The sequence below is a fragment of the Brevibacterium sp. Marseille-P9724 genome (genome assembly GCF_902500275.1).
Classification (GTDB): Bacteria; Actinomycetota; Actinomycetes; order Actinomycetales; family Brevibacteriaceae; genus Brevibacterium.
The window spans coordinates 134,847-157,393 of record NZ_LR722991.1 but is presented as its reverse complement, the minus strand read 5'-3'; the positions used below and the strand labels follow the sequence as shown (position 1 = coordinate 157,393).

Below are 22,547 nucleotides of genomic sequence, written 5' to 3'. Positions count from 1 at the left end.
AGAAAACCCATGCCTACGCCTACCAAGGGCAACCGCCTCGGCGGTTCCCCGGCGCACGAGCGGGCAATGCTGAACAACCTTGCAGCCCAGCTCTTCGAAAACAAGTCGGTGAAGACCACCGAAACCAAGGCAAAGCGCCTGCGCCCGCACGCTGAGCGCCTCATCACCTTCGCCAAGAAGGGTGACCTCGCTTCGCGTCGCCGCGTTCTGCGTTCCATCAGCGACAAGGGCATCGTGCACGAGCTGTTCACCTCGATTGCACCTGCCGTTGCCGAACGCCCCGGCGGCTACACCCGCATCACCAAGATCGGTCCCCGCCCCGGCGACAACGCCCCCATGGCAGTCATCGAACTGGTGCTTGAGGCGTACTCGCCCAAGCAGGCCGTTGTGAAGGAAGCAGAAGGCGCAGCTGCCGCATCGGCTGACGACAAGGCCGACGCTCCGGCTGAAGAAGTCGAAGCTGCCCCGGATGTCGAATCTGGCCCGCAGGAAGACGAAGCCCAGGAAGCCGCAGCTGACGCAGCCGCTGAAAAGGACGAAGCCTGATCTGAGCTTTGCTGAAGCCTGAACGAAGGGCGCCGCAGAACCTGGTTCTGCGGCGCCCTTCGCGTTTCTGCATACTTCCGCGCGTTTGCCTTGGCACGTACGCAGTCCCGGCACGCCCGTTAGCCGGAATCCATCCTTTAGCCGCACAGGCACTCCCTTTAGCAGCTGAAGCACGCCTCAGTTGTGTGCTTAAGCGCAGATTCCGGCTAACGGGTGCCTGCGCGTGGGAAGGCGTTGTGTGACACGTGAGACAATGAGGCCGTTGTGCCCGCTCAGACCGCACAACTGCCGTCTGAAGGAAAGGAACGTGGATGTCGAACACGCCTCTGTCGCAGAGCATTGCGGAAATCGATCCCGAGATCGCCAAGGTGCTCGACCAGGAGCTCGGCCGCCAGCAGGACTACCTCGAAATGATTGCGTCGGAGAACTTCGTTCCCCGCGCTGTGCTGCAGGCTCAGGGTTCAGTGCTGACAAACAAGTACGCCGAAGGCTACCCCGGCCGCCGCTACTACGGCGGCTGTGAATATGTTGACGTTGCAGAGGAACTTGCCATTGAACGAGCAAAGTCGCTCTTCGGTGCCAAGTACGCAAACGTTCAGCCGCACTCGGGCGCTTCTGCCAATGCCGCCGTTATGCACGCACTGGCGCGTGCCGGTGACGGTCTGCTGGGCCTTGATCTGGCCCACGGCGGACACCTGACACACGGCATGAAGATCAACTTCTCGGGCCGCCTGTACAGCGTGTCGTCCTATGAGGTTGATCCTGAAACCAATCGCGTCGACATGGATCAGGTGCGCCAGCGCGCCCAGGAGCACAAGCCGAAGGTGATCGTCGCCGGATGGTCGGCCTACCCCCGTCAACTGGACTTCAAGGCCTTCCGCGAAATCGCCGACGAAGTCGGCGCGTACCTGTGGGTCGACATGGCGCACTTCGCCGGGCTTGTTGCCGCTGGCCTGCATCCCAACCCGGTTGAGTACGCCGATGTTGTGTCCTCAACGGTCCACAAGACCCTCGGCGGACCCCGTTCGGGATTCATCCTGACGAACTCGGAAGAGCTGAACAAGAAGATCAATTCGGCTGTGTTCCCCGGCCAGCAGGGCGGCCCGCTCATGCACGTGATCGCTGGCAAGGCGGTCGCCTTCAAGCTCGCTGCCGCTGATGAATTCAAAGACCGCCAGAAGCGCACCGTCGAAGGCGCACAGATCCTTGCCGAACGCCTGCTCCGCGACGACGTTGCCGAAGCCGGTGTCTCCGTCCTCTCCGGCGGCACCGACGTTCACCTGGTGCTCGTAGACCTCCGCAACAGCGAAATCGACGGCAAACAGGGTGAGGACCTGCTCCACCAAGTGGGCATCACCGTCAACCGCAACGCCGTACCGTTTGACCCGCGCCCGCCCATGGTCACCTCCGGTCTGCGCATCGGCACCCCTGCACTTGCCACCCGGGGTCTCGACGCAGCCGCCTTCACCGAGGTTGCTGACATCATCGCCGAAACACTCAAGCCCGGTGCTGATCTTGCAGCGCTGCGTGAGCGCGTTGCCAAGGTCGCCAAGGACTTCCCGCTCTACGAAGGACTGGAACAATACTGATGCCACAGAAGCTTGACGGCAAAGCGACAGCCGCCGCCATCAAACAGGAACTTGCTGTTCGGGCACAGGCCCTGAAAGACCGCGGAATCACCCCGGGACTGGGCACGCTGCTCGTGGGTGAAGACCCCGGATCGCAGTGGTACGTCGCCGGGAAGCACCGGGACTGTGCTGAGGTGGGCATCGCGTCGATCCGCGAAGACCTCCCGGCAAGTGCCACCCAGCAGGAAATCGAAGACGCCGTCAACAGGCTCAACAACAACCCCGAATGCACGGGCTTCATTGTTCAGCTGCCGCTGCCGGATGGCATCGACACCAACCGGGTGCTCGAACTTGTCGACCCCGACAAGGACGCTGACGGCCTGCACCCCACCAACCTGGGGCGCCTGGTTCTGCGGGTGCGCGAAGACGTCACCTCACCGCTGCCGTGCACTCCGCGCGGCATCGTCGAGCTTCTGGAACGCCACGGGGTGAACCTCGACGGCAAACACGTGGTTGTGCTTGGTCGCGGTGTGACGGTCGGACGCCCCATTGGGCTTCTGCTGACGCGCCGCGATGTCAACGCCACCGTCACACTCACCCACACAGGCACGAAGAACCTCCCGCAGCTGCTGGAGCAGGCGGATGTCATCGTTGCGGCAGCCGGAGTGAAGGACATCGTCGCCGGTGACTGCGTGAAAGACGGAGCTGTTCTGGTAGACGTCGGGGTGTCCCGCGAAGAAGACCCGGAAACCGGAAAGTCGAAGGTAGTCGGGGATATCTCGCCGCAAGCCCGGGCCAAGTCCTCGTGGTACTCACCGAACCCCGGGGGAGTGGGCCCCATGACCCGCGCCATGCTGCTGGCCAATGTCATCGACATGGCCGAACGGGCCGCGGATCGCAGCTGACCGCGACATCCTGAACCACACAGTACGAGGCGCCGGTACAGAATTCTGTACCGGCGCCTCGTACTTTATGCGGGGAGCTCAGGTGAGCGCACCCTGGTGGATCAGTGTGCTGCCAGGCGGTAGGTGAAGAGAACGCGAGCGTTCTCCGGGCCACCGTAGTCATCGACGAGTTCGCTCTCGAAGCCGAGCGAGGAGTGGAACGAAATCGCGCCGGTGTTTTCCGGCAGGGCTGTCGCCTGAACGATGTCGGCGCCGCGCTCACGTGTGTGCTTGATGAACGCTTCGTAGAGGATCCGCCCGATGCCGTTGTTGCGGTAGTTGTCGTGGACGGCGACTAAGTGAATGAGCGCCGGACCGTCGACCGGGATGGCACCCAGCAGGTAGCCGACGAACTTGTTCTTATAGCGGGCAACCAGACCCGAAGCTGCAAACTGGCGGAACCAGTGCGGGGCGTGGTCGCGGGTGAGGTTGGTGTCACCCCAGAAATCATCAAGCGAATCTACGAGGAATTCCCGCAGCTCAAGAGCATCGATTTCGTCCAGGGGGCTGATTTCGAGCCGTTCAACGTCAAATTCATCTGACATGGTTCCTCCTCAAACACGTGCGCCTTGTGCTTTCAGTGTACTCACCCCGCACCGTGCCGGGGCGCGATTTTGTCATAGATCTTCTTGGCCGGCTGAAGACGGTCGGCGAAAGGCGCGGGGGCGGTTGGCGAACGGCGCGGGGGCGGTGGGCGAACGGCGCGGGCCAGAATCAGACTGCCGATGTGGGACGATGGGGCAATGCTGAGAATCGTCAATGTGAACGTCAACGGAATCCGCGCGGCCATGCGCAAGAACATGCAGGAGTGGGCCGACGGTCGCGGCTGCGACATCCTCACGCTGCAGGAGGTTCGCGCGCAGAACGACATCGCCTACGAAGTCATGGCCCCACTGGGGGAGCACGCCTACTCTGCCGATGCGGAAGCCAAGGGCCGCGCCGGTGTTGCTGTTGTGAGCCACGTACCGGCTGTTGAAACCAGGATCGGCAACGGCGACGGCTATTTCGATCTGGCAGGCCGCTGGCTGGAAGCTGACTATGAACTAGAGGACGGCAGCCTGCTGACGGTCGTGTCGGCCTATGTGCACTCTGGTGAGGTGGGCACACCCAAACAGGACGACAAATACCGTTTCATGGACCAGATGAAGATCCGCATGGACCAGCTGAAGCAGCACGCTGACTACGCCGTCATCACCGGCGATCTCAATGTGGGCCACACGGAACTCGACATCAAGAACTGGAAGGGCAACGTCAAAAAGGCCGGATTCCTGCCGGAAGAGCGGGCCTACTTCGATGAATTCTTCGGCAGCCTGGGCTGGGTGGACGTGCACCGGCAGCTGTCTGGTGAAATGGACGGCCCCTACACGTGGTGGTCTATGCGCGGCAAAGCGTTCGACAATGACACCGGCTGGCGGATTGACTACCAGATGGCCACCCCGGAGCTTGCGAAGAAGGCAGTTAAAGCCCAGGTAGACAAAGCGCCGGCTTATGACCAGCGCTGGTCTGACCACGCCCCGCTCGTCATCGACTACGACCTTCCCGCACTGAAGGCGTGATCTGAGGAGGGCTCGACTTCTTGGACCAGGTGGGGAGACGAACCCCGTCGGTGCGCACAGAGCCGGATGAGCACAGAAAAGCGCCGGTGATGCGAACAATCGCATCACCGGCGCTTTTCGTGTGACTGGCGGCCTGAGGTTTAAGCAGCCAGTCAGCTGGCGTCTGTCAGCAGCAGCGGCTTGTGGGGTTGCGATCCTGTTCGTCGGTCAGGTACCGCCAGAACTCCCGTTCGCCCTTCGATCCTTTCAGTGTGCCGTGACGGCGCAGGTAGGACTTCTGGTAGTTGATGAACGCGTTCGCCCCGCTGATTTCGCGCATGTACCAGTAGGCCGCGGTGAACGGTTTCGCGGTCATGCGCAGAATGTCAGAAGCCGTTGTGCTCATATCACTTTCCATCCGAAGCAGCGGCGGGATCCTTGCCGACCCCGTGCTTTTCATTCCAGGCCTTCCAGTCTGCCATGACTTCGCGTTCGGCCTTGGTCGGAATGAACCCGGCCGGCGCGAACAGCTTGGACGCCACGAAGGGGTCTTCTGCCGTGGTGAAGTTCTTCGTCGACAGTGCCTGGAAGGAACGGTAGATGGCCATCACCACCACGAGGAGGACGATGGCGGCGAACACAATCGACAGGGTTCCCTGCACGAAGGTGTTGCGGATGACCGCGCGCATTGCCTCTTCGCCTTGGGTGGGGCCCAGCGAGGTTTCGCCGTTGGCCAAGGCGTTCTTGTAGGCCATGTGCTGTGCCCAGTAACCCACGGTGGGGTTGGGGGAGAAGATCTTCAGCGCGGACGCCCACATCGTCACCAGGAGGTCCCAAGCCAGCGGGATCACGGGGATCCACACGTACTTGCCGTAGCCGGACTTCACGACGATTGCGGCGATGACCGTCAGTGCGATGGCGGCCAGCAGCTGGTTCGAAATGCCGAACAGCGGGTACAGGGTGTTGATACCGCCCAGGGGGTCGGTCACACCCATCAGCAGGATGGAGCCCCAGCCGGCGACCATGACGATGGTGGTCAGCCAGCCGCCCAGGGTCCAAGACGGGTCCTTGAAGCGCTTGTAGAAGTTGCCCAGCAGGTCCGACAGCATGAAGCGGGCAACGCGGGTGCCAGCATCGATCGTGGTCAGGATGAACAGAGCTTCGAACATGACCGCGAAGTGGTACCAGAACGGCATGAGCGCCTTGCCGCCGAAGATGCCGGACAGAATGTGCGTCATACCCATGGCCAGGGTCGGCGCACCGCCGGTGCGGGACACAATCGAAGCTTCGCCGATTTCACGGGCGGCTTCGGCCAGTTCCGCTTCTGACGTCTGAACACCGGACATGCCGAGGTGGTTGTTGATGAAGTCAGCTGCACCGGCTGGTGTGCCGCCGGTCAGCGGTTCGGCGGCGTTCATCGCGAAGTAGAGGCCCTTGTCCAGTGACACGGCTGCCACGAGCGCCATGATGGCGACGAACGATTCGATGAGCATCGAACCGTAGCCGATCATGCGGATCTGGCTTTCCTTTTCCACCAGCTTCGGCGTGGTGCCTGACGAGATGAGCGCGTGGAAGCCGGACAGGGCGCCACAGGCAATTGTGATGAACAGGAACGGGAACAGGGAGCCCGCGAAAGCCGGGCCCTTGTCGTTGAAGGCGAATTCGGTGAACGCCGGCATCTGGACGTCCGGGTTGACCAGCAGGATGCCCACGGCGAACAGTGCGATGGTGCCGACCTTCATGAAGGTCGACAGATAGTCACGCGGTGCAAGCAGCAGCCACACCGGAAGAATTGCGGCGATGAAGCCGTAGATGATCAGACCCCAGGCAAGTTCAACCTTGCTGAGGGTGAACACGGCCGACCAGGTTTCAGACGAGTGGACCCAACCGCCGGCAACGATCGACAGGATGAGCAGTACCAGCCCGATGATCGAAACCTCCATGACAGCGCCGGGGCGGATGAACCGCATGTAGACGCCCATGAGGATGGCGATCGGAATGGTGCACGCAATCGAGAACACACCCCAGGGGGATTCAGCCAGAGCATTGATGATGACGATGCCGAGAACGGCAATGAGGATCGTCATAATCAAGATGATGCCGATGGAGGCGATGATGCCGCCGACCGCACCGAGTTCATCCCGTGCCATCTGGCCGAGCGAACGTCCGCCGCGGCGAGTGGAGAAGTACAGGGTCATGTAGTCCTGTACGGCGCCTGCGAGCACAACACCGAGGATGATCCACAGGGTGCCCGGCAGGTAGCCCATCTGGGCGGCCAGAACGGGTCCGACGAGCGGGCCGGCACCGGAAATCGCAGCGAAGTGGTGACCGAACAGCACGCGACGGTCCGTGGGCTGGAAGTCCACCCCGTTGTCCTTGATTTCAGCTGGAGTGGCACGGCGATGGTCCGGGCGGCAGATCTTCCACTCGATGAACTTCGCGTAGAACCGGAAGCCTATGAGGTAGGTTCCGACCGCTGCGGCGACAAACCAGCTGGCGCTGAGCTCTTCGCCGCGGACAATGGCGATCATGACCCAGCCGATTGCGCCGATGAGCGCTATCGCAGACCAGAGAATAATGCGGCCGGGAGTCCACTTGGGCTTCTCGACGACCGCGACGGGCGGCATGGCCTCGTCGGTTTTCACATATTCAACCGACATGCGCACTCCTTCGATGTTATGGGTGCTTCTTCACACCACGCAGATGAGCAAATGCTTAAAGAGACTTGAACAGTTTCTGTATCGAACGGATCAAGGGTACGCCCGCAGTGTGCCCTCTGTCACGTAGTTCTCAAGATTCTTACTATGTGGGACGCATGTTTGGTAACGATCGCGGCCGGTCACTGTGCTCACCGGGCGCTCTGATGTGCTGAGCGCGCAGCTGTTGTCCGGTGCTTCACATGCCGCTCCCGAGGCACAAGCTCCAGGTGGCAGAATGCTGTTATGACTTCTTCTGCTCCCTCCCAACCCCAGCGCTCCCTCACCGGGATTCAGGCGACCTCAGATTCGCTCCACCTCGGGAACTACATTGGGGCACTCGCCCCGGTCGTGGCGCTCCAGGAGGAATACGACTCTTTCCTGTTCATAGCCAACCAGCACGCCATCACGGTGGAGCAGAACCCGGATGAGCTGCGCGAACGCACCCTGCGCACCGCCGCACAGTTCATTGCCGCAGGTGTCGACCCGGATCGCACAACTCTCTACGTGCAGTCGCAGATTCCCGCGAACTCGCAGCTGGGCTGGGTGCTCGAATGTCAGACCGGGCTTGGCGAAGCACAGCGCATGACCCAGTTCAAAGACAAATCGCAGAAAAACGAACACGTGTCGGTGGGGCTGCTGACGTACCCGTCACTCATGGCCGCGGACATTCTGCTGTACCAGGCGGATGTCGTGCCGGTCGGTGAAGACCAGCGTCAGCACCTCGAACTGACCCGCAATCTCGCCCAGCGCTTCAACACCCGCTACGGACAGACATTCACAGTGCCCGAAGCTGCGATTATGAAGCAGTCGGCCAAAATCTACGATCTGCAGGACCCCGGTGCGAAGATGTCGAAGTCGGCGAAATCGCCCGCCGGACTTGTGAACCTGCTGGACGAACCGAAGGCGCTGGCCAAGAAGTTCAAATCCGCTGTCACCGACGCCGGAACGGAAATCGCCTACGACCCCGAAAACAAGCCCGGTGTGTCGAACCTGCTGACCATCTACTCTGTACTGTCCGACAAACCGGTCGAGAAGATCGTTGCCGACTACGAAGGCAAAATGTACGGCCACCTCAAAGTGGATCTGGCTGAGCTCGCCGTCGAAGTCTTCACACCCGTGCGCAACCGCACAAATGAACTGCTGGACGACCGTGCCCAACTCATGGAGATTCTTGAGCAGGGACGCCAGAAGGCGGCAGCCGAAGCAGAAAAGACGCTGCGGGCTGTCTACGACCGAATCGGGTTCCTCTGATGCCGCTGCCTGGACCGGAAGCCGGGGGTGTCCGAGGCAGCGCTCGCGGTGTTGGTGGCCGAGGTGTTGGCGGTCATGGCGCTGGCGGGCGCGGGGGTGTTTGGGGACCGTCGCGCTCCAATGCGCGCTCCGGCCCCGTCAATCTGACTCCCGAAGCGCTGCACACCGCGGCGCGCATGGAAGACCGCTACCACGAATGGCGGCGTTCTCGCGCAGAAAAGCGCGGGTGGAAGCCGTCGGTCGTCGCCTATGACTCCTATGGGTCCGAGACTTTCATCCGGGTGCTGGCCCGCATTGTGCTCAGCCCAGAAGACGCTGAATCGCCGAAGAAGGACCGGAACGTGCGCGGCTGGCGCAACTTCGCCGCGGTGCCCTTGTCCAACGAGATCGCGTGGGTGCGCGTTGGGGGACAGGAGCACATGGTCACCGCTGATCGCGGCGGAATCATCGACGCGGTGATTCCCGGCAAGTACAGCCGCGGCAAAGCAAAACTGGAAATGTGGACCAGCGGGTCGGGACTGGATACAGCTACCGCGCACATCATCGATGACGAACAGCGCTTTGGAATCATTTCGGACATTGACGACACCGTGGTGGTCACAGCGCTGCCTCGACCGTTCTTGGCCGCGTGGAATTCCTTTGTTCTCAACGAGCACGCGCGCTCGCCGGTATCCGGTATGGCTGTGCTGTATGACCGGCTGTCGTACCTGCGACCGAACTCTCCGATCCTGTACCTGTCCACCGGTGCCTGGAACACACAGCCTGCGCTGACCAGGTTCCTGCACCGAAACATGTACCCGTCGGGGCCTCTGCTGCTGACCGATTGGGGGCCGACGCCCACGCGAGTCTTCCGCTCGGGCCAAGACCACAAGCGCACGGCTCTGGAGCGCTTGGCTCGGGAGTTTCCCCACATCAAGTGGCTGTTGGTCGGTGATGACGGACAGCACGACGAAGAGATCTACGGCGAGTTCGTAGAGAATCACCCTGAGAACGTCGCGGCTGTTGCGATTCGCCAGCTGACAGCGGGTGAAGCCGTGTGGGCCGGTGGCCGTTCACGGGGGACGGGCCGCGGGAAGAACATTCCCTGGTTCTACGGGGCAAACGGCGCCGAACTGGCTGAACAGCTCGAAGCCAACGGCTTCTCCGCCCTGCCGAACTAGCAGACCTGACCCTGTCCAGGTGCCGTCCGGTGCGGCTGGCGCTGGCCCTCCACCTCGCCCCACCTCCGCACTCCCGTTAGCAACAAAAACTCCCGTTAGCAGTGGTGGTTTTCGGGAGTTTTTGTGGCTGACGGGAGTTTTCTTGTCGCTGAAGCGCAGATTCCGGATCGGGGGTGTTTGCCACCGGGCAGCTGAGCCCGGCGGCTTGGGACGGCACCACCGGTCGGCGAAACAACACAAAGCGAGGGGCGAGCCCTTTCGGACTCGCCCCTCCTCTTTGCCTAAGTCGACGCTTTAACGCAGGGCCTCGTGGGCCTCATTCGAACGCGCGAAACGCCAACCCGAAGCCTCACGCAGCACTCAAGTGATCAGAATGCGCGGGTGAGCAGTGCCTGCTTGACTTCGGCGATTGCCTTGGTCACCTCGATGCCGCGGGGGCATGCTTCGGTGCAGTTGAAGGTGGTGCGGCAGCGCCACACGCCTTCCTTGTCGTTGAGCACTTCGAGGCGCATTTCGGAGCCTTCGTCACGCGAATCGAAGATGAAGCGGTGCGCGTTGACGATTGCCGCCGGGCCGAAGTACTGGCCGTCGGTCCAGAACACCGGGCACGACGTGGTGCACGAAGCACACAGGATGCACTTGGTGGTGTCGTCGAAGCGCGCACGGTCTTCCTGCGACTGCAGGCGTTCGTGCGTCGGTTCGTGGCCCGAGGTCACGAGGAACGGCATGATCTCGCGGTACGACTGGAAGAACGGCTCCATGTCGACGATCAGGTCCTTTTCAAGGGGCAGGCCCTTGATGGCCTCGACCGTGATCGGCTTTTTGGTGTCGAGGTCCTTCAGCAGCGTCTTGCAGGCCAGGCGGTTGCGCCCGTTGATGCGCATGGCGTCCGAACCGCAGACACCGTGTGCACAGGAGCGGCGGAAGGACAGCGAGCCGTCCTGTTCCCACTTGATCTTGTGCAGGGCGTCAAGCACACGGTCGGTGCCGTGCATCGTGACCTGGTAGTCCTCCCAGTGCGGTTCCGAGTCCGTTTCCGGGATGAAGCGGGCGATGCGGAACGTGCACTCGAAAGTGGGGACTTCGCCGCCTTCTCCGGACACGCTCGACGGGAGGTCGATCTTCGATGCCGGTTCCGGGGTTTCGTTGTTCTCTGCCATCAGTACTTACGCTCCATGGGCTCGTAGCGGGTGACGATGACCGGTTTGGTTTCCAGACGCATGCCGGTGATTCCCTCGGCGGTGCTGTTGGGGTCCAGGTAGGTCATCGTGTGGTGCATGAAGTTTGCGTCGTCGCGGTCGGGGAAGTCCTCGCGGAAGTGTCCGCCGCGCGATTCTTTGCGGTGCAGTGCGGCAACGGCAACGGCTTCGGCCAGCTGCAGGAGGAAGCCCAGTTCAATGGCTTCGAGCAGGTCGAGGTTGTAGCGCTTGCCGCGGTCGTGAATGCCGATGTTCTTGTAGCGCTCACGCAGCTTTTCAATGACGTCGATGGCTTCGCGCAGGGTTTCGTCGGTGCGGAACACCTGGACGTTGGCGTCCATGATCTCCTGCAGTTCAGCGCGGATGTCTCCGACGAGCTCGGTGCCCTTGGAGTTGCGCATGGTCTCAACCATGTCAATCACCATGTCGGCTGCATCGTCAGCGACTTCCTGCTGCTGCGCGGTCTTGGCGAATTCGGCGGCGTTGATGCCGGCGCGCTTGCCGAAAACGTTGATGTCCAGCAGCGAGTTGGTGCCCAGACGGTTGGAGCCGTGCACCGACACACACGCGCACTCACCGGCGGCGTAGAGGCCGGGAACGATCGTGTCGTTGTCGGCGAGCACTTCGCCTGCGACGGTGGTCGGGATGCCGCCCATGCCGTAGTGGGCCGTCGGGAAGACGGGGACCGGTTCGGTGTAGGGCTCAACACCCAGGTAGGTGCGGGCGAATTCGGTGATGTCCGGCAGCTTGGCGTCGATGTGCGCGGGTTCGAGGTGGGTGAGGTCCAGCAGGACGTAGTCCTTGTTGGGGCCTGCGCCGCGGCCTTCGCGCACTTCGTTGGCCATGGAGCGGGCCACGATGTCACGAGGAGCGAGGTCCTTGATTGTGGGTGCGTAGCGCTCCATGAAGCGCTCACCGTCGGCGTTGCGGAGGATGCCGCCTTCACCGCGGGCTGCCTCGGACAGGAGGATGCCGAGTCCGGCAAGGCCCGTGGGGTGGAACTGGAAGAACTCCATGTCTTCCAGCGGGATTCCCCGCTTGTAGGTGACAGCCAGGCCGTCACCGGTGAGCGTGTGGGCGTTCGAGGTGGTCTTGAACATCTTGCCGAAACCGCCGGTTGCGAACACAACGGCCTTGGAGCGGAAGACGTGGATTTCGCCGGTTGCCAGTTCATAGGACACGACACCGGCGACGACCTTCTTGCCGTCGACTTCATTGATGATGACGTCGAGGACGTAGAACTCGTTGTAGAACTCAACGCCATGCTTGACGCAGTTCTGGTAGAGGGTCTGAAGGATCATGTGGCCGGTGCGGTCTGCTGCGTAGCATGCGCGGCGGACCGGTGCCTTGCCGTGATCGCGGGTGTGGCCGCCGAAGCGGCGCTGGTCGATTTTGCCTTCCGGCGTGCGGTTGAAAGGAAGGCCCATCTTTTCGAGGTCGAGCACGGCGTCGATGGCTTCTTTTGCCATGACTTCGGCTGCGTCCTGGTCGACGAGGTAGTCCCCGCCCTTAATGGTGTCGAAGGTGTGCCATTCCCAGTTGTCCTCTTCGACGTTGGCCAGTGCGGCGCACATGCCGCCCTGTGCCGCGCCGGTGTGCGAGCGGGTGGGGTAGATCTTCGTGAGCACTGCGGTGCGTGCGCGCTGGCCGGATTCGATGGCCGCGCGCATGCCGGCGCCGCCAGCTCCGACGATCACAACGTCATAGTCATGTACCTGCATAAGGTCTCTATTCTCCTAAGCGGCGGTCAGGCCTGGCAGAAGCTCGGCAGCAGCGACGGGTCTGCGCCGGTCGGGCAGGGGCTGAAGGTGAAGATCACCAGGGTGCCGAGCACAATGATGATTGCGGATGCCACGTAGAGGATGATCTGCAGCGTGACATTGGTGCGCGGCTTTTCGGCGTAGTCGTTGATGATGGTGCGCATGCCGTTGGTGCCGTGGATCATGGCCAGCCACAGCATGGCCAGATCCCAGATCTGCCAGAACGGGTTGGCCCACTTGCCGCCGACGAAGCCGAAGTCGAGGCCCTGAACGCCTTCGCCCATCCACAGGTTCACAATCAGGTGACCGAAGATGAGGATGACGAGGAAGACGCCTGAGATGCGCATGAACAGCCATGCGAACAGCTCGAAGTTCGACTTGGTGGTCTTGTGGCGCTGGTATTCGGCGCGGGGCTTGGGGATAACGGGTGTTGTCATTGTGCTCAGCCTCCGAACGTGTGCATCAGCTGGCGGGGGATGAACGCAATCATCACGATCAGCCAGAGGACCATGACTGCCCAGAACAGTTTGCGCTGGTTCTTGGGCCCGCCCTTCCAGAAGTCAACGAGGACTACGCGCAGGCCGTTGAAAGCGTGGTAGGCGATTCCTGCTACCAGTCCGATTTCGGCAAACGCCATCAGCGGCGTCTTATACGTTCCGATAACTGCGTTGTAGGCCTCGGGCGAGACGCGAACGAGAGCAGTGTCGAGCACGTGCACCAGCAGGAAGAAGAAGATGCCGACTCCGGTGACGCGGTGAGCGACCCAGGACCACATTCCTTCGTGTCCGCGGTACAGAGTGCCCGTTGACGCTTTGGCCACGGGTCATCCTCCATTTTGCGATTACGTGTATAGCGTTTTGAATCTACGCGCGTTTCACAGTATTTTCCAATCTTCCGAAGTTCGGGTGATCGGTTTTCTGTGCTCTGCGAGCAGCTTCTTGTCAGCTGGCCGTTCGGTCGGTCGGCTGAGGACCGCTCTATTGTCTCATGTCGGTTTGCGTCTGCTTCCGGCGGCTCTCGGCAAATTAGGGTACGTTCTCGTGTTCTATCGGGCCTTCCCGGTGCGGTGCCCAGCACGAGGTGGAGCCGCAGTTCCGTGCCGACCTCCGCCTCGTGCGCGGGTGCGGGTGGGAGGCGGTGCCGAAACGGCGCCACTACCAGGGCGGGGTGCTGAGTGGGCCTGCAGAGCACGCCCGAGCGTGTCGGTGCGGCCGGAGCTGGGGCGGCTGGGGGATAATCGGGCGATGCTTTCTCGTTTCCACGCTGTGATCCCGGCCGGCGGTTCCGGCACTCGCCTGTGGCCGCTGTCGCGGCAGGACAGGCCGAAGTTCCTGCTCGACGTTTTGGGCTCTGGCCGTTCGCTGCTGGAAGAGACGTGGGCGCGGATTGAGGACCTCACGGCCGTTGAGAACAGGTGGGTGGTCACGGGTCAGGCCCACGCGAAGGCGGTGCGGGAACAGCTGCCCGCGCTCGATGCGCAGAATGTGATTGCCGAACCGTCGCCGAAAGACTCCGCTGCCGCTATCGGCTTGGCTGCCATGCTCATTCACAGGCGGGACCCGGAGGCGGTCATCGGTTCGTTCTCTGCTGACCACTCAATCACCAATCCGTGCGAGTTCCGCCGGGTTGTCGCGGAAGCTCACAGCGCTGCGGCAGGCGGGGACATTGTGACGATCGGAATCACCCCGACCTTCCCGTCAACCGCCTACGGCTATATCAAGGCTGGCAAGCGCCTGGGGCTGTCAGAAGCGCCCACGGCCATGCGCGCCGAGAAGTTCGTGGAAAAGCCCGCGGCCAACACCGCCCGCAGGTACACGTATTCGGGCAAGTACCGCTGGAACGCGGGGATGTTCATTGCCCGCGCGGACGCTCTGCTGGCCCAGTTCGAAGCCTTTTCGCCGGACCTGTATGCGGGGCTGTCGGCTGTTGCCGACGCGTGGGCAACTTCGGAGCACGATGCTGTGCTTGCCGAAGTGTGGCCGAGCTTGGAGCCCATTGCGATCGACTACGCGGTGGCCGAACCCGCTGCCGAACAGGGGCGGGTTGTTGTGGTTCCCGGCGACTTCGGCTGGGATGACGTGGGTGATTTTGCTTCCGTTGCCCAGCTGCGCCAGCCGATTCCCGGCGAACCGTCCAGTGTTTTCGCCGCCGGTGACGATGTGCGCCTTGTCGATGTTGACTCTTCCGGTCTGGTGTATTCGACCACCCAGCGGGCGATTGCGCTCGTGGGAGTGGAGAACATCGTGGTCGTAGACACTGACGATGCGCTGCTGGTCACCCGGCGTGCGTCGGCGCAGAGAGTGAAAGAAGCCGTGAAGCGGGCTCGCGAACTGGGCTTTGAGGACATTCTGTGACGCCAGAAGTCGCAGCGGAGCCAAGCTGTCCGGGCTGGGGCGTACAATCGCCCGAATGCTGATTTGAACGGAGGCACAGTGATCCAGGCGGAAGTTGCGGCGTTTGCCGACGAGCTGCGGGACTTTCGGCGTGATATCCACGCCCACCCCGAACTGTCGTACCAGGAGTTCCGCACTACCGAGAAGATCGCTGAGCGACTGCGGGCCGCGGGTCTTAGGCCACGGCTTCTGGAGGAGACGGGACTCACGGTCGATGTGGGATCCGGCCCGCTCAAGTGCGGTCTGCGCGCTGACATCGACGCCCTGCCGCTGGATGACCTGACGAACACTCCCTTCGCCTCGACCGTTCCCGGTGTCGCCCACGCCTGCGGGCACGACGTTCACCTGACCTCGCTGCTGGGTGCGGCCCTCGTCCTCAACGAGATCGACCGCCGTCAGGGCCTGGGCGGAACGATCCGCTGCATTTTCCAGCCGGCCGAAGAAGTCACCCCCGGCGGTGCGCTCAAAGTCATCAACCAGGGCGTTTTGGAAGATGTGCCCGTCTGCTATGCGCTGCACTGCGACCCGGCTGTCGACGTCGGCAAGGTCGGTTCGCGCATCGGCGCGATCACCGCCGCCGGCGATACCGTCATCATCCGTCTGCGCGGGCACGGCGGCCACACGTCCCGGCCCCACCTGACGGAAGACCTCGTCTACGCACTGGGCAAGCTGGCCGTCGACCTGCCGGCGACCCTTCACCGACTGATTGACCCTCGCCACGCGATTTCTCTGGTGTGGGGTGGTATCGAAGCCGGGCACGCACCGAATGTGGTGCCAGGCGAAGGGCAGCTGATGGGAACCCTGCGCTGTCTGGACGTCGACGGTTGGAACCAGGTGGCCGAAGTCCTGCCGGAACTCGTTGACCGCATTGCCGGACCATACGGGGTCGAGGTTGAGCTCGAACACCGCCGCGGCGTCCCGCCGGTGGTCAACACCGAAGACGAGGTCTCGTCAGCAGAAGCCGCCATCCGCCGCGAACTGGGCCCCACCTCGGTCCAGCTGACTCCGCAGTCCATGGGCGGAGAGGACTTCGCGTGGTACCTCACCCACGTCCCCGGAGCGCTCATTCGCCTGGGTACGCGCACGCCGGGTGGACGAACCTATGACATTCACCAGGGCGACCTGCTCATCGACGAGGATGCACTGCCGGTTGCCGTCCGCGTTTTCACAGCGCTTGCACTGGAGCGCCTGGGCTTCCACGGCGAGCCCTGACATGCGGTTTGCGGCAGTCGTTAGACTGTCCGCGTGGAAGAGAACCTGTTCCCGGTACCGGCCGGAGTGCACCCGGATGACCCGATTCTGCAGCTGCCCAAAGTCAGTCTGCACGACCACTTGGACGGCGGTCTGAGGCCAGCGACGATCATCGAACTCGCCGCCGGGGCCGATGTCGAACTGCCCGCCGACAATCCTGAAAAGCTGGGGGAGTGGTTCCGCACCCAGGCGGATTCGGGAAGCCTGCCGGAATACCTCAAAACCTTTGGTGTGACCGTGGGAGTCCTGCAGTCTGCCGAAGCCCTCACACGTGCGGCCCGTGAATGGACGCTCGACCAGGTGGCCGATGGCGTGTTCTACGCCGAATGTCGGTGGGCACCCGAACAGCACGTTGCCGGTGACCTCACCATGGACGATGCCGTGCACGCGGTCGAAAAGGGCATGGAAGAGGGCGTGGCGCTGGCAGCGCAGGAGGGCCGCACCATCATCACCGCCCAGATCCTCACCGCCATGCGGCAGAACGACAATTCGCTGGCGGTGGCTGAGCTTGCGCTGCGCAACCGCGACAGCGGGGTTGTCGGCTTCGACCTCGCGGGGCCGGAAGACGGCTTCCCGGCATCAGCGCACAAAGCGGCTCTCGACCTGCTGCGGGGCGAACTGTTTCCCACCACCCTGCATGCCGGAGAAGACGGCGGCCTGCAGAGCATGATGGATGCTGTCGCAGTCTGCGGTGCGGTGCGAATCGGCCACGGGGTCGACATTGTGCAGGACATGCAGATCACAGACGGCGCCGGCGAAATCGGCAGGCTTGCCGCGTGGGTGCTCGACAGGCAGATCCCGCTTGAAGTGTGCCCTTCGTCAAACATTCAGACCGGTGCGGCTCGGTCAATCGAATCCCACCCCATTACGGGTTTGAAGGACTTGGGCTTCAACGTCACCGTCAATCCGGACAACAGGCTCATGTCCCAGACGTCGGTGACGCGCGAAATGCGGCTGCTTGTCGAACACGCGGGCTGGGACATCATCGACCTCGAAATCGCGACCACCGCGGCTCTGCGTGCCGCGTTCATTCCATTGGACGTGCGTGATCGCCTGCTGGAGGAAATCGTGGTGCCCGGCTTTGAGCGGATCGACCTGTGAATCGTTCCAGTGGCTCATCGGCCCGCCCCGGTGACTGGCGTCGTGAAGAACGCCAGCGGCGCAAACGCGGTGAACCTTCGGCGATTCATTCGACACCGCGACCGGAAGTCGATCTTCCGCCGCGTCCGGCGAGCCTGAAAGCGGCGGTGGCTGCCATGGCTCTGCAGGGCGGCGCACTTCTCGTGGCTGCGGCCATCTACGTGTACGCCGGTCTCACCGGAGCCGGCAGCAGCCTGGGTTCGCTTGTTGGGCTGGCGCTCATGTTCCTGCTCATGGCGGCATCTATGTTCGGAGTGTCCCGCGGTCTGTGGAAATACCGCCGCTGGGCTCGCCCGGCTGCTGTCGCGTGGAACGTTCTGCTGCTATTCTTCGCCTGGTCTGTTCGGCCCGGTGTCATCAGCGCAGGCGGGGACTACATGTTCTGGGGGCCGCTGGTGTGCGGCCTGGTGACGCTGGTGCTGGTTTTTCTCCCGCCGACCCTGCGGGCCTATGACGAAGGCCTGCGCAGACAGGATGAAGCCGCACAGCGCGCCGCTGAATGAGCTGTGCGGCTGAGAGCTGGTGGCCCGCGGCGGTTGAGCGTTGGTGGCCCGCGGCTCAGCCTGCGTAGGCTGCCAGCGCAGACCAACAGCGGCGAAGCGTCAGCCGGCTTCGACGTAGTCGCCGCAGGCGGTGGCGAGAGAATCGCCTTCGAAGTCCCCTCCGCTGTCGCGCAGGTTGCGGCTGGCATCTTGGATTGCCCACCAGACTTCCGGTGAGGACAGCCATTCTTTGCGCAGACCTTCCCTCGCTCCGGAGTCCTGCGCCAGTTTGTCGGCCGCGCCGCCGATGGTGTCCTGTGCGTTTTCGGCGGTGCAGCGTTCTTCGCTCGTGGGGCCGTCGGGGATGAGGTCGTCCTTGGCCTCCGAGGACTTCGCGGTCAGGGCGTAATCACCATCGCTTTTCTCTTCGACGGTGAATGTTCCGGTGATCAGCGCAAATGTGCCATTGGCGTCAACGGTCGACTTCGGCGCTGTGACCTTGACGCTGCCCTGTGTGCTGGGGCTCAGAGTTACGGAATCGCCGTCGCCGGGTTCGTCTTCGGTCTGCATCCAGGCCCACAGGTAGATAGGGTCTCCGGAGTCAGCTGATCCCGCAAGGCTCTGCCACAGGGGGTCTTCTTTTTTCGGCCCCCCGGGGCTGACATCGACGAACTGACTGTCACCAGCGTTGTCATCTGCAGTCGCCGACGCGGTTGACTCCGCGGCAGCTGGGCTGTTCGAGGTGCCCTCGGCAGGGCGTTCACTGTCGACGACGGAGCATCCGACAAGGCTGAATGCGGCAACGGAACCAAGTGCGAGCAGGCGCTTCACGATGGCCTCCCAGGAAGACGGCGGTTTCTTTAGATTCTATGCGGGGTACACGAGTGCAGGCTGCCGGTTCAGTCTTCGCAGTCGCGCATGATCTGCAGGTCAAAGGACGCCGACATGGTGCGCAGAAGATCAGCCAGGCGGCGGGTCTGAGTGCCGGACATGCTGCTCATGAGTTCGTGTTCGCGCTCCAAGAAGTCCAACATGGCCCCGTCGACCCTGGCCAGCCCGTCCTCGGTCAGCTGCACTCTGACACCTCGGCGGTCCCCGGGATCGGGGCTGCGCGTGACAAGACCGGCTGACACCAGCCGGTCAATCCGGTTGGTCATAGTGCCGGAGGTGACCATCATCTGCTCTGTCAGCTTTGACGGCGACAGCTGGTAGGGACTGCCGGCGCGGCGCAGGGAGGACAGAACGTCGAACGACCACACGTCGAGACCGTGAGAGGCGAAGATGTCTTTGCGCGCCCGGTCAAGCAGCTTGGCCAGACGGCTGACACGGGACACAACCTCCATGGGGGCCACATCGAGGTCAGGCCGTTCACGCTGCCATTCGCTGACAATCCGGTCGACTTCGTCCATGCCCCCATAGTAGTTCGATCTCGAGATTCTCAACAACGAGCTAAATGGTGTGGGTCCGCTTCTGGCCCCTGCTTCCCTGGGAAAACCCAAAGTTTCGGACGTTGTTCACATCCTGGATGTCCAGAAGCGCATCGGTGTTTTAAGGTGGAGAGCGTTGACAAGCTGCAAGATTGTCTGAAACCCGTGCCGGGTCATGAGGCTCGGCAGAATCAACAGAAGGACTACACGTGGATCTTTTCGAGTATCAGGCCCGTGACCTCTTCGAGGAGTACGGAGTTCCCGTGCTGCGCGCTGAAGTTGCGCAGACTCCAGAAGAAGCTCGAGCCGCAGCCGAAAAACTCGGCGGCGGAACGGTCGTCGTCAAATCACAGGTCAAAGTCGGCGGCCGCGGCAAGGCCGGCGGTGTGAAGCTCGCCAAAAACCCTGACGAAGCCGCTGCCCGCGCCGAAGAAATCCTCGGACTCGACATCAAGGGCCACATCACCAAGCGCGTCATGATCGCCGAAGGCGCAGACATCGCAGAGGAGTACTACTTCTCCATTCTGCTCGACCGCGCCAACCGCACCTACCTTGCAATGTGCAGCAAGGAAGGCGGTATGGACATCGAGCAGCTGGCCGAAGAACGCCCCGAAGCGCTCGCCAAAGTCGAAGTCAGCCCGCTGAAGGGCATTGACGACGCCACTGCGCAGAAGATCGTCGACGAAGCAGGGTTCGACCCCGAAACCGGTGCGAAGATCGTGCCCGTCCTGAAGAGCCTGTGGAAGGTCTACAAGGACGAAGACGCCAGCCTCGTCGAGGTCAACCCGCTGGTCAAGACCGGTGACGGCAAGATCGTCGCCCTCGACGGCAAGATGACGCTCGACGGCAACGCCGAGTTCCGCAACAACAACCTCGCCAAGCTCGAAGACGAAGACGCTGAGGACCCCCTGGAACGCAAGGCCAAGGGCATGGGACTCAACTACGTCAAGCTCGACGGCGAAGTGGGCATCATCGGAAACGGTGCGGGCCTGGTCATGTCGACACTGGACGTTGTCGCCTATGCGGGCGAAAACCACGGCAATGTGAAGCCGGCGAACTTCCTGGACATCGGCGGCGGCGCCTCGGCAGAAGTCATGGCCAACGGCCTTGACGTCATCCTCGGAGACGACCAGGTCAAATCGGTGTTCGTCAATGTCTTCGGCGGCATCACGGCCTGTGACGCAGTGGCAAACGGCATTGTGAAGGCACTCGAGATCCTCGGCGATTCCGCATCCAAGCCGCTGGTGGTCCGCCTGGACGGCAACAACGTCGAAGAGGGCCGCCGGATCCTCGAACAGGCCAACAACCCGCTGGTCACTGTCGTCGACACGATGGACGGCGGCGCTGACAAGGCCGCCGAACTCGCCCACAACGCCTGATCCGCCCGAAAGGACTTTCTCCATGTCGATTTTCCTGAACAAGGACTCCAAGATCATCGTCCAGGGCATCACCGGCGGCGAAGGCACCAAGCACACCGCCCGGATGCTCGCCGCAGGTTCGAACGTGGTCGGCGGTGTCAACGCCCGCAAGGCCGGACAGACCGTCAGCCACAAGGGCGCTGACGGCAACGACGTCGAACTGCCCGTCTGGGGCTCCGTGGGCGAAGCCATGGAAGCCTCCGGCGCTGATGTTTCGGTTGCCTTCGTCCCGCCGGCATTCTCCAAGGATGCCGCAATCGAGGCCATTGACGCAGGCATCGGCCTGCTGGTGATCATCACCGAAGGCATTCCCGCACAGGACGCAGCCGAAATCTGGGCCTACGCAACCGAAAAGGGCAACAAGACCCGCATCATCGGCCCCAACTGCCCCGGCATCATTTCGCCCGAACAGGCACTTGCCGGCATCATCCCGGCAAACATCACCGGCGCAGGCCCCATCGGCCTGGTGTCGAAGTCGGGCACACTGACGTACCAGATGATGTACGAACTGCGTGACTTCGGTTTCACCACCTGCATCGGCATCGGCGGTGACCCGATCATCGGCACCACCCACATCGATGCTCTCGAAGCTTTCGAAAACGACCCCGACACCAAGGCGATCGTCATGATCGGCGAAATCGGCGGGGACGCAGAAGAACGCGCTGCTGAGTACATTAAGGAGCACGTCACCAAGCCGGTTGTCGGCTACATCGCGGGCTTCACCGCGCCAGAAGGCAAGACCATGGGCCACGCCGGCGCCATCGTCTCCGGTTCTTCCGGTACGGCTGCCGCCAAGGCAGAGGCTCTCGAAGCTGCTGGTGTGAAGGTCGGCAAGACCCCGACCCAGACCGCCGAATACATGCAGGAGATCATGAAGTCGCTCTGATGCGGTAGTGACCTGATGGCTGTGGCCGAGTGGTTGACCACTCGGCCACAGCCGTTTTTGTTGGGTTGCGTTGGTGTGGGTGCGTTCTTTACCTGGGGCACACCGGTTAGCAACAGAAACTCCCGTTAGCAGTGGTTGCTAAGGCGAAGATTCCGGCGAAGCGGTGTTTGTGTGCGGCTAAAGCGCAGATTCCGGCTAACGGGTGTTTTTGTGGGGCGAGGTGCTGCGGTGTTGGCCCAAAAATGCTTCGGCAGGCTGAGCAGTGGCGACTGAGTGCTTAACCCATAGCCTGGCAGTCCTGATTCTGCTAATTAGGTGGAATATCGAGGTGATCCGTGCGTTTTTGCCTCTATATTCCACCTAGACAGCAGAGCTGCCTGTTTAGGTCAGGCCGGTCGAGGCGCCGGTCCGGGAGGGGCCTACCGCTCAGAGTTCGTACTCTTCGGCTTCGCGGACCGAGAGCACCGGAACTTTGGCGTTGAGGATGATCTTCTGCGAAACCGAGCCCATGAACAGTTTGCCCACGGGGGAGCGGCGCCGAAGCCCGATGACGAGCATCGTCACATCGCTGCGCGCTTCGGTCAGTGCAAGCAGCTCTTCGGCAGGGTCATTGCCGCGCAGGTACTGCTTGACTTTGCCCGCAACGCCTTCGGCTTTCATATATTCGCGGGCTCGGTTCATCTGGTCTTCTGTTGCGACTGCGCGTTCGTCTACTGCTTCGCCTACTCCGGCGTTGACAACGTAGAGTTTGTCGCCGGTCTTTTTGGCGAGCTCAACTGCTGCGGTCAGAGCTGCCTGGCCTTTGGTGCTGGGGGTGTAGCCAACAAGAATCGTCATGTCCCCAACTGTATCTGTGCCTAAGCAGAATTAGGGTGGGCAATCGGGCAG

At 62.3% G+C, this 22,547-nt stretch carries 22 protein-coding genes; 12 read left to right on the top strand and 10 right to left on the bottom strand.

What is annotated here, in order from left to right; genetic code table 11:
• Nucleotides 1–9 precede the first annotated feature (9 nt).
• From rplQ to GC119_RS03480, 3 genes are all read left to right on the top strand, one after another.
• Nucleotides 10–546, top strand: coding sequence for a 50S ribosomal protein L17 (rplQ, locus tag GC119_RS03490; RefSeq protein ID WP_070573661.1), 537 nt, complete (start codon nt 10–12; stop codon nt 544–546).
• A gap of 311 nt (nt 547–857) precedes the next feature.
• Nucleotides 858–2,135 (top strand): serine hydroxymethyltransferase, encoded by a 1,278-nt coding sequence (gene glyA / locus GC119_RS03485; protein ID WP_070776906.1) that lies wholly within the window; start codon nt 858–860, stop codon nt 2,133–2,135.
• Nucleotides 2,132–3,019: a bifunctional methylenetetrahydrofolate dehydrogenase/methenyltetrahydrofolate cyclohydrolase gene (locus GC119_RS03480; RefSeq protein ID WP_141750175.1), complete on the top strand. Its 888-nt coding sequence runs from the start codon at nt 2,132–2,134 to the stop codon at nt 3,017–3,019. The genes glyA and GC119_RS03480 overlap by 4 nt, the downstream gene beginning before the upstream one ends.
• A gap of 101 nt (nt 3,020–3,120) precedes the next feature.
• Here GC119_RS03480 and GC119_RS03475 read toward each other — a convergent pair whose 3' ends face one another.
• Nucleotides 3,121–3,603, bottom strand: coding sequence for a GNAT family N-acetyltransferase (locus GC119_RS03475; protein ID WP_151952453.1), 483 nt, complete (start codon nt 3,601–3,603; stop codon nt 3,121–3,123).
• A gap of 198 nt (nt 3,604–3,801) precedes the next feature.
• On the opposite strand from GC119_RS03475, the gene GC119_RS03470 reads away from it, so the two are divergent.
• Complete coding sequence (locus GC119_RS03470) at nt 3,802–4,614, top strand: exodeoxyribonuclease III (RefSeq protein WP_151952452.1); 813 nt, start codon at nt 3,802–3,804, stop codon at nt 4,612–4,614.
• Between the two features lie 166 nt (nt 4,615–4,780).
• On the opposite strand, the gene GC119_RS03465 is transcribed toward GC119_RS03470, so the two are convergent.
• Together GC119_RS03465 and GC119_RS03460 are read right to left on the bottom strand one after the other, a co-directional pair.
• Nucleotides 4,781–4,999 (bottom strand): CstA-like transporter-associated (seleno)protein, encoded by a 219-nt coding sequence (locus GC119_RS03465; protein WP_151952451.1) that lies wholly within the window; start codon nt 4,997–4,999, stop codon nt 4,781–4,783.
• Nucleotide 5,000: 1 nt separating this feature from the next.
• Nucleotides 5,001–7,253 (bottom strand): carbon starvation CstA family protein, encoded by a 2,253-nt coding sequence (locus tag GC119_RS03460; RefSeq protein ID WP_151952450.1) that lies wholly within the window; start codon nt 7,251–7,253, stop codon nt 5,001–5,003.
• 282 nt (nt 7,254–7,535) lie between these two features.
• Between GC119_RS03460 and trpS the strand changes: the two genes are divergently transcribed.
• On the top strand, nt 7,536–8,543 hold the full coding sequence (gene trpS, locus GC119_RS03455; protein ID WP_070573676.1) for a tryptophan--tRNA ligase: 1,008 nt from the start codon (nt 7,536–7,538) through the stop codon (nt 8,541–8,543).
• Entirely contained in the window at nt 8,543–9,703 is a 1,161-nt protein-coding gene (locus GC119_RS03450) for an App1 family protein (protein ID WP_176745883.1), read from the top strand. Before trpS ends, GC119_RS03450 begins: the two co-directional genes overlap by 1 nt.
• A gap of 368 nt (nt 9,704–10,071) precedes the next feature.
• On the opposite strand, the gene GC119_RS03445 is transcribed toward GC119_RS03450, so the two are convergent.
• Genes GC119_RS03445 through sdhC form a run of 4 tightly spaced genes read right to left on the bottom strand, consistent with a single transcriptional unit; the run spans nt 10,072 to nt 13,482 of the window.
• Nucleotides 10,072–10,863 carry a succinate dehydrogenase iron-sulfur subunit gene (locus tag GC119_RS03445; protein WP_070573678.1) on the bottom strand — a complete coding sequence of 264 codons (792 nt, stop codon included), beginning with the start codon at nt 10,861–10,863 and terminating at the stop codon, nt 10,072–10,074.
• Nucleotides 10,863–12,623 carry a succinate dehydrogenase flavoprotein subunit gene (sdhA, locus tag GC119_RS03440; RefSeq protein ID WP_070573680.1) on the bottom strand — a complete coding sequence of 587 codons (1,761 nt, stop codon included), beginning with the start codon at nt 12,621–12,623 and terminating at the stop codon, nt 10,863–10,865. Before sdhA ends, GC119_RS03445 begins: the two co-directional genes overlap by 1 nt.
• Nucleotides 12,624–12,649: 26 nt before the next feature.
• Nucleotides 12,650–13,099, bottom strand: a complete 450-nt coding sequence (locus tag GC119_RS03435; protein WP_070573682.1) for a succinate dehydrogenase hydrophobic membrane anchor subunit — start codon at nt 13,097–13,099, stop codon at nt 12,650–12,652.
• 5 nt (nt 13,100–13,104) lie between these two features.
• Nucleotides 13,105–13,482 carry a succinate dehydrogenase, cytochrome b556 subunit gene (gene sdhC, locus GC119_RS03430; RefSeq protein ID WP_082784656.1) on the bottom strand — a complete coding sequence of 126 codons (378 nt, stop codon included), beginning with the start codon at nt 13,480–13,482 and terminating at the stop codon, nt 13,105–13,107.
• A gap of 424 nt (nt 13,483–13,906) precedes the next feature.
• Here sdhC and GC119_RS03425 point away from each other — a divergent pair, with 424 nt between their 5' ends.
• From GC119_RS03425 to GC119_RS03410, 4 genes are all read left to right on the top strand, one after another.
• Nucleotides 13,907–15,016: a mannose-1-phosphate guanylyltransferase gene (locus GC119_RS03425; RefSeq protein WP_070573684.1), complete on the top strand. Its 1,110-nt coding sequence runs from the start codon at nt 13,907–13,909 to the stop codon at nt 15,014–15,016.
• A gap of 78 nt (nt 15,017–15,094) precedes the next feature.
• Nucleotides 15,095–16,267, top strand: a complete 1,173-nt coding sequence (locus GC119_RS03420; protein WP_070573685.1) for an amidohydrolase — start codon at nt 15,095–15,097, stop codon at nt 16,265–16,267.
• 33 nt (nt 16,268–16,300) lie between these two features.
• Nucleotides 16,301–17,407 carry an adenosine deaminase gene (locus GC119_RS03415; protein ID WP_070573687.1) on the top strand — a complete coding sequence of 369 codons (1,107 nt, stop codon included), beginning with the start codon at nt 16,301–16,303 and terminating at the stop codon, nt 17,405–17,407.
• On the top strand, nt 17,404–17,949 hold the full coding sequence (locus GC119_RS03410) for a hypothetical protein (protein WP_083304093.1): 546 nt from the start codon (nt 17,404–17,406) through the stop codon (nt 17,947–17,949). Before GC119_RS03415 ends, GC119_RS03410 begins: the two co-directional genes overlap by 4 nt.
• Before the next feature lie 99 nt (nt 17,950–18,048).
• On the opposite strand, the gene GC119_RS03405 is transcribed toward GC119_RS03410, so the two are convergent.
• A complete protein-coding gene (locus tag GC119_RS03405) occupies nt 18,049–18,759 on the bottom strand; it encodes a hypothetical protein (protein WP_070573689.1) in 711 nt (236 codons plus the stop codon).
• 68 nt (nt 18,760–18,827) lie between these two features.
• On the bottom strand, nt 18,828–19,337 hold the full coding sequence (locus GC119_RS03400; RefSeq protein WP_070573691.1) for a MarR family winged helix-turn-helix transcriptional regulator: 510 nt from the start codon (nt 19,335–19,337) through the stop codon (nt 18,828–18,830).
• Nucleotides 19,338–19,564: 227 nt separating this feature from the next.
• Between GC119_RS03400 and sucC the strand changes: the two genes are divergently transcribed.
• Both sucC and sucD read left to right on the top strand, forming a co-directional pair.
• The gene (gene sucC, locus GC119_RS03395; protein WP_070573693.1) at nt 19,565–20,734 is read left to right on the top strand and encodes an ADP-forming succinate--CoA ligase subunit beta; all 1,170 of its coding nucleotides are present in this window, start codon (nt 19,565–19,567) and stop codon (nt 20,732–20,734) included.
• 22 nt (nt 20,735–20,756) lie between these two features.
• Nucleotides 20,757–21,659 carry a succinate--CoA ligase subunit alpha gene (gene sucD, locus GC119_RS03390; RefSeq protein WP_070777795.1) on the top strand — a complete coding sequence of 301 codons (903 nt, stop codon included), beginning with the start codon at nt 20,757–20,759 and terminating at the stop codon, nt 21,657–21,659.
• A 426-nt stretch (nt 21,660–22,085) separates the two neighbouring features.
• On the opposite strand, the gene GC119_RS03385 is transcribed toward sucD, so the two are convergent.
• Entirely contained in the window at nt 22,086–22,496 is a 411-nt protein-coding gene (locus tag GC119_RS03385; protein WP_151952449.1) for a universal stress protein, read from the bottom strand.
• Nucleotides 22,497–22,547 lie beyond the last annotated feature (51 nt).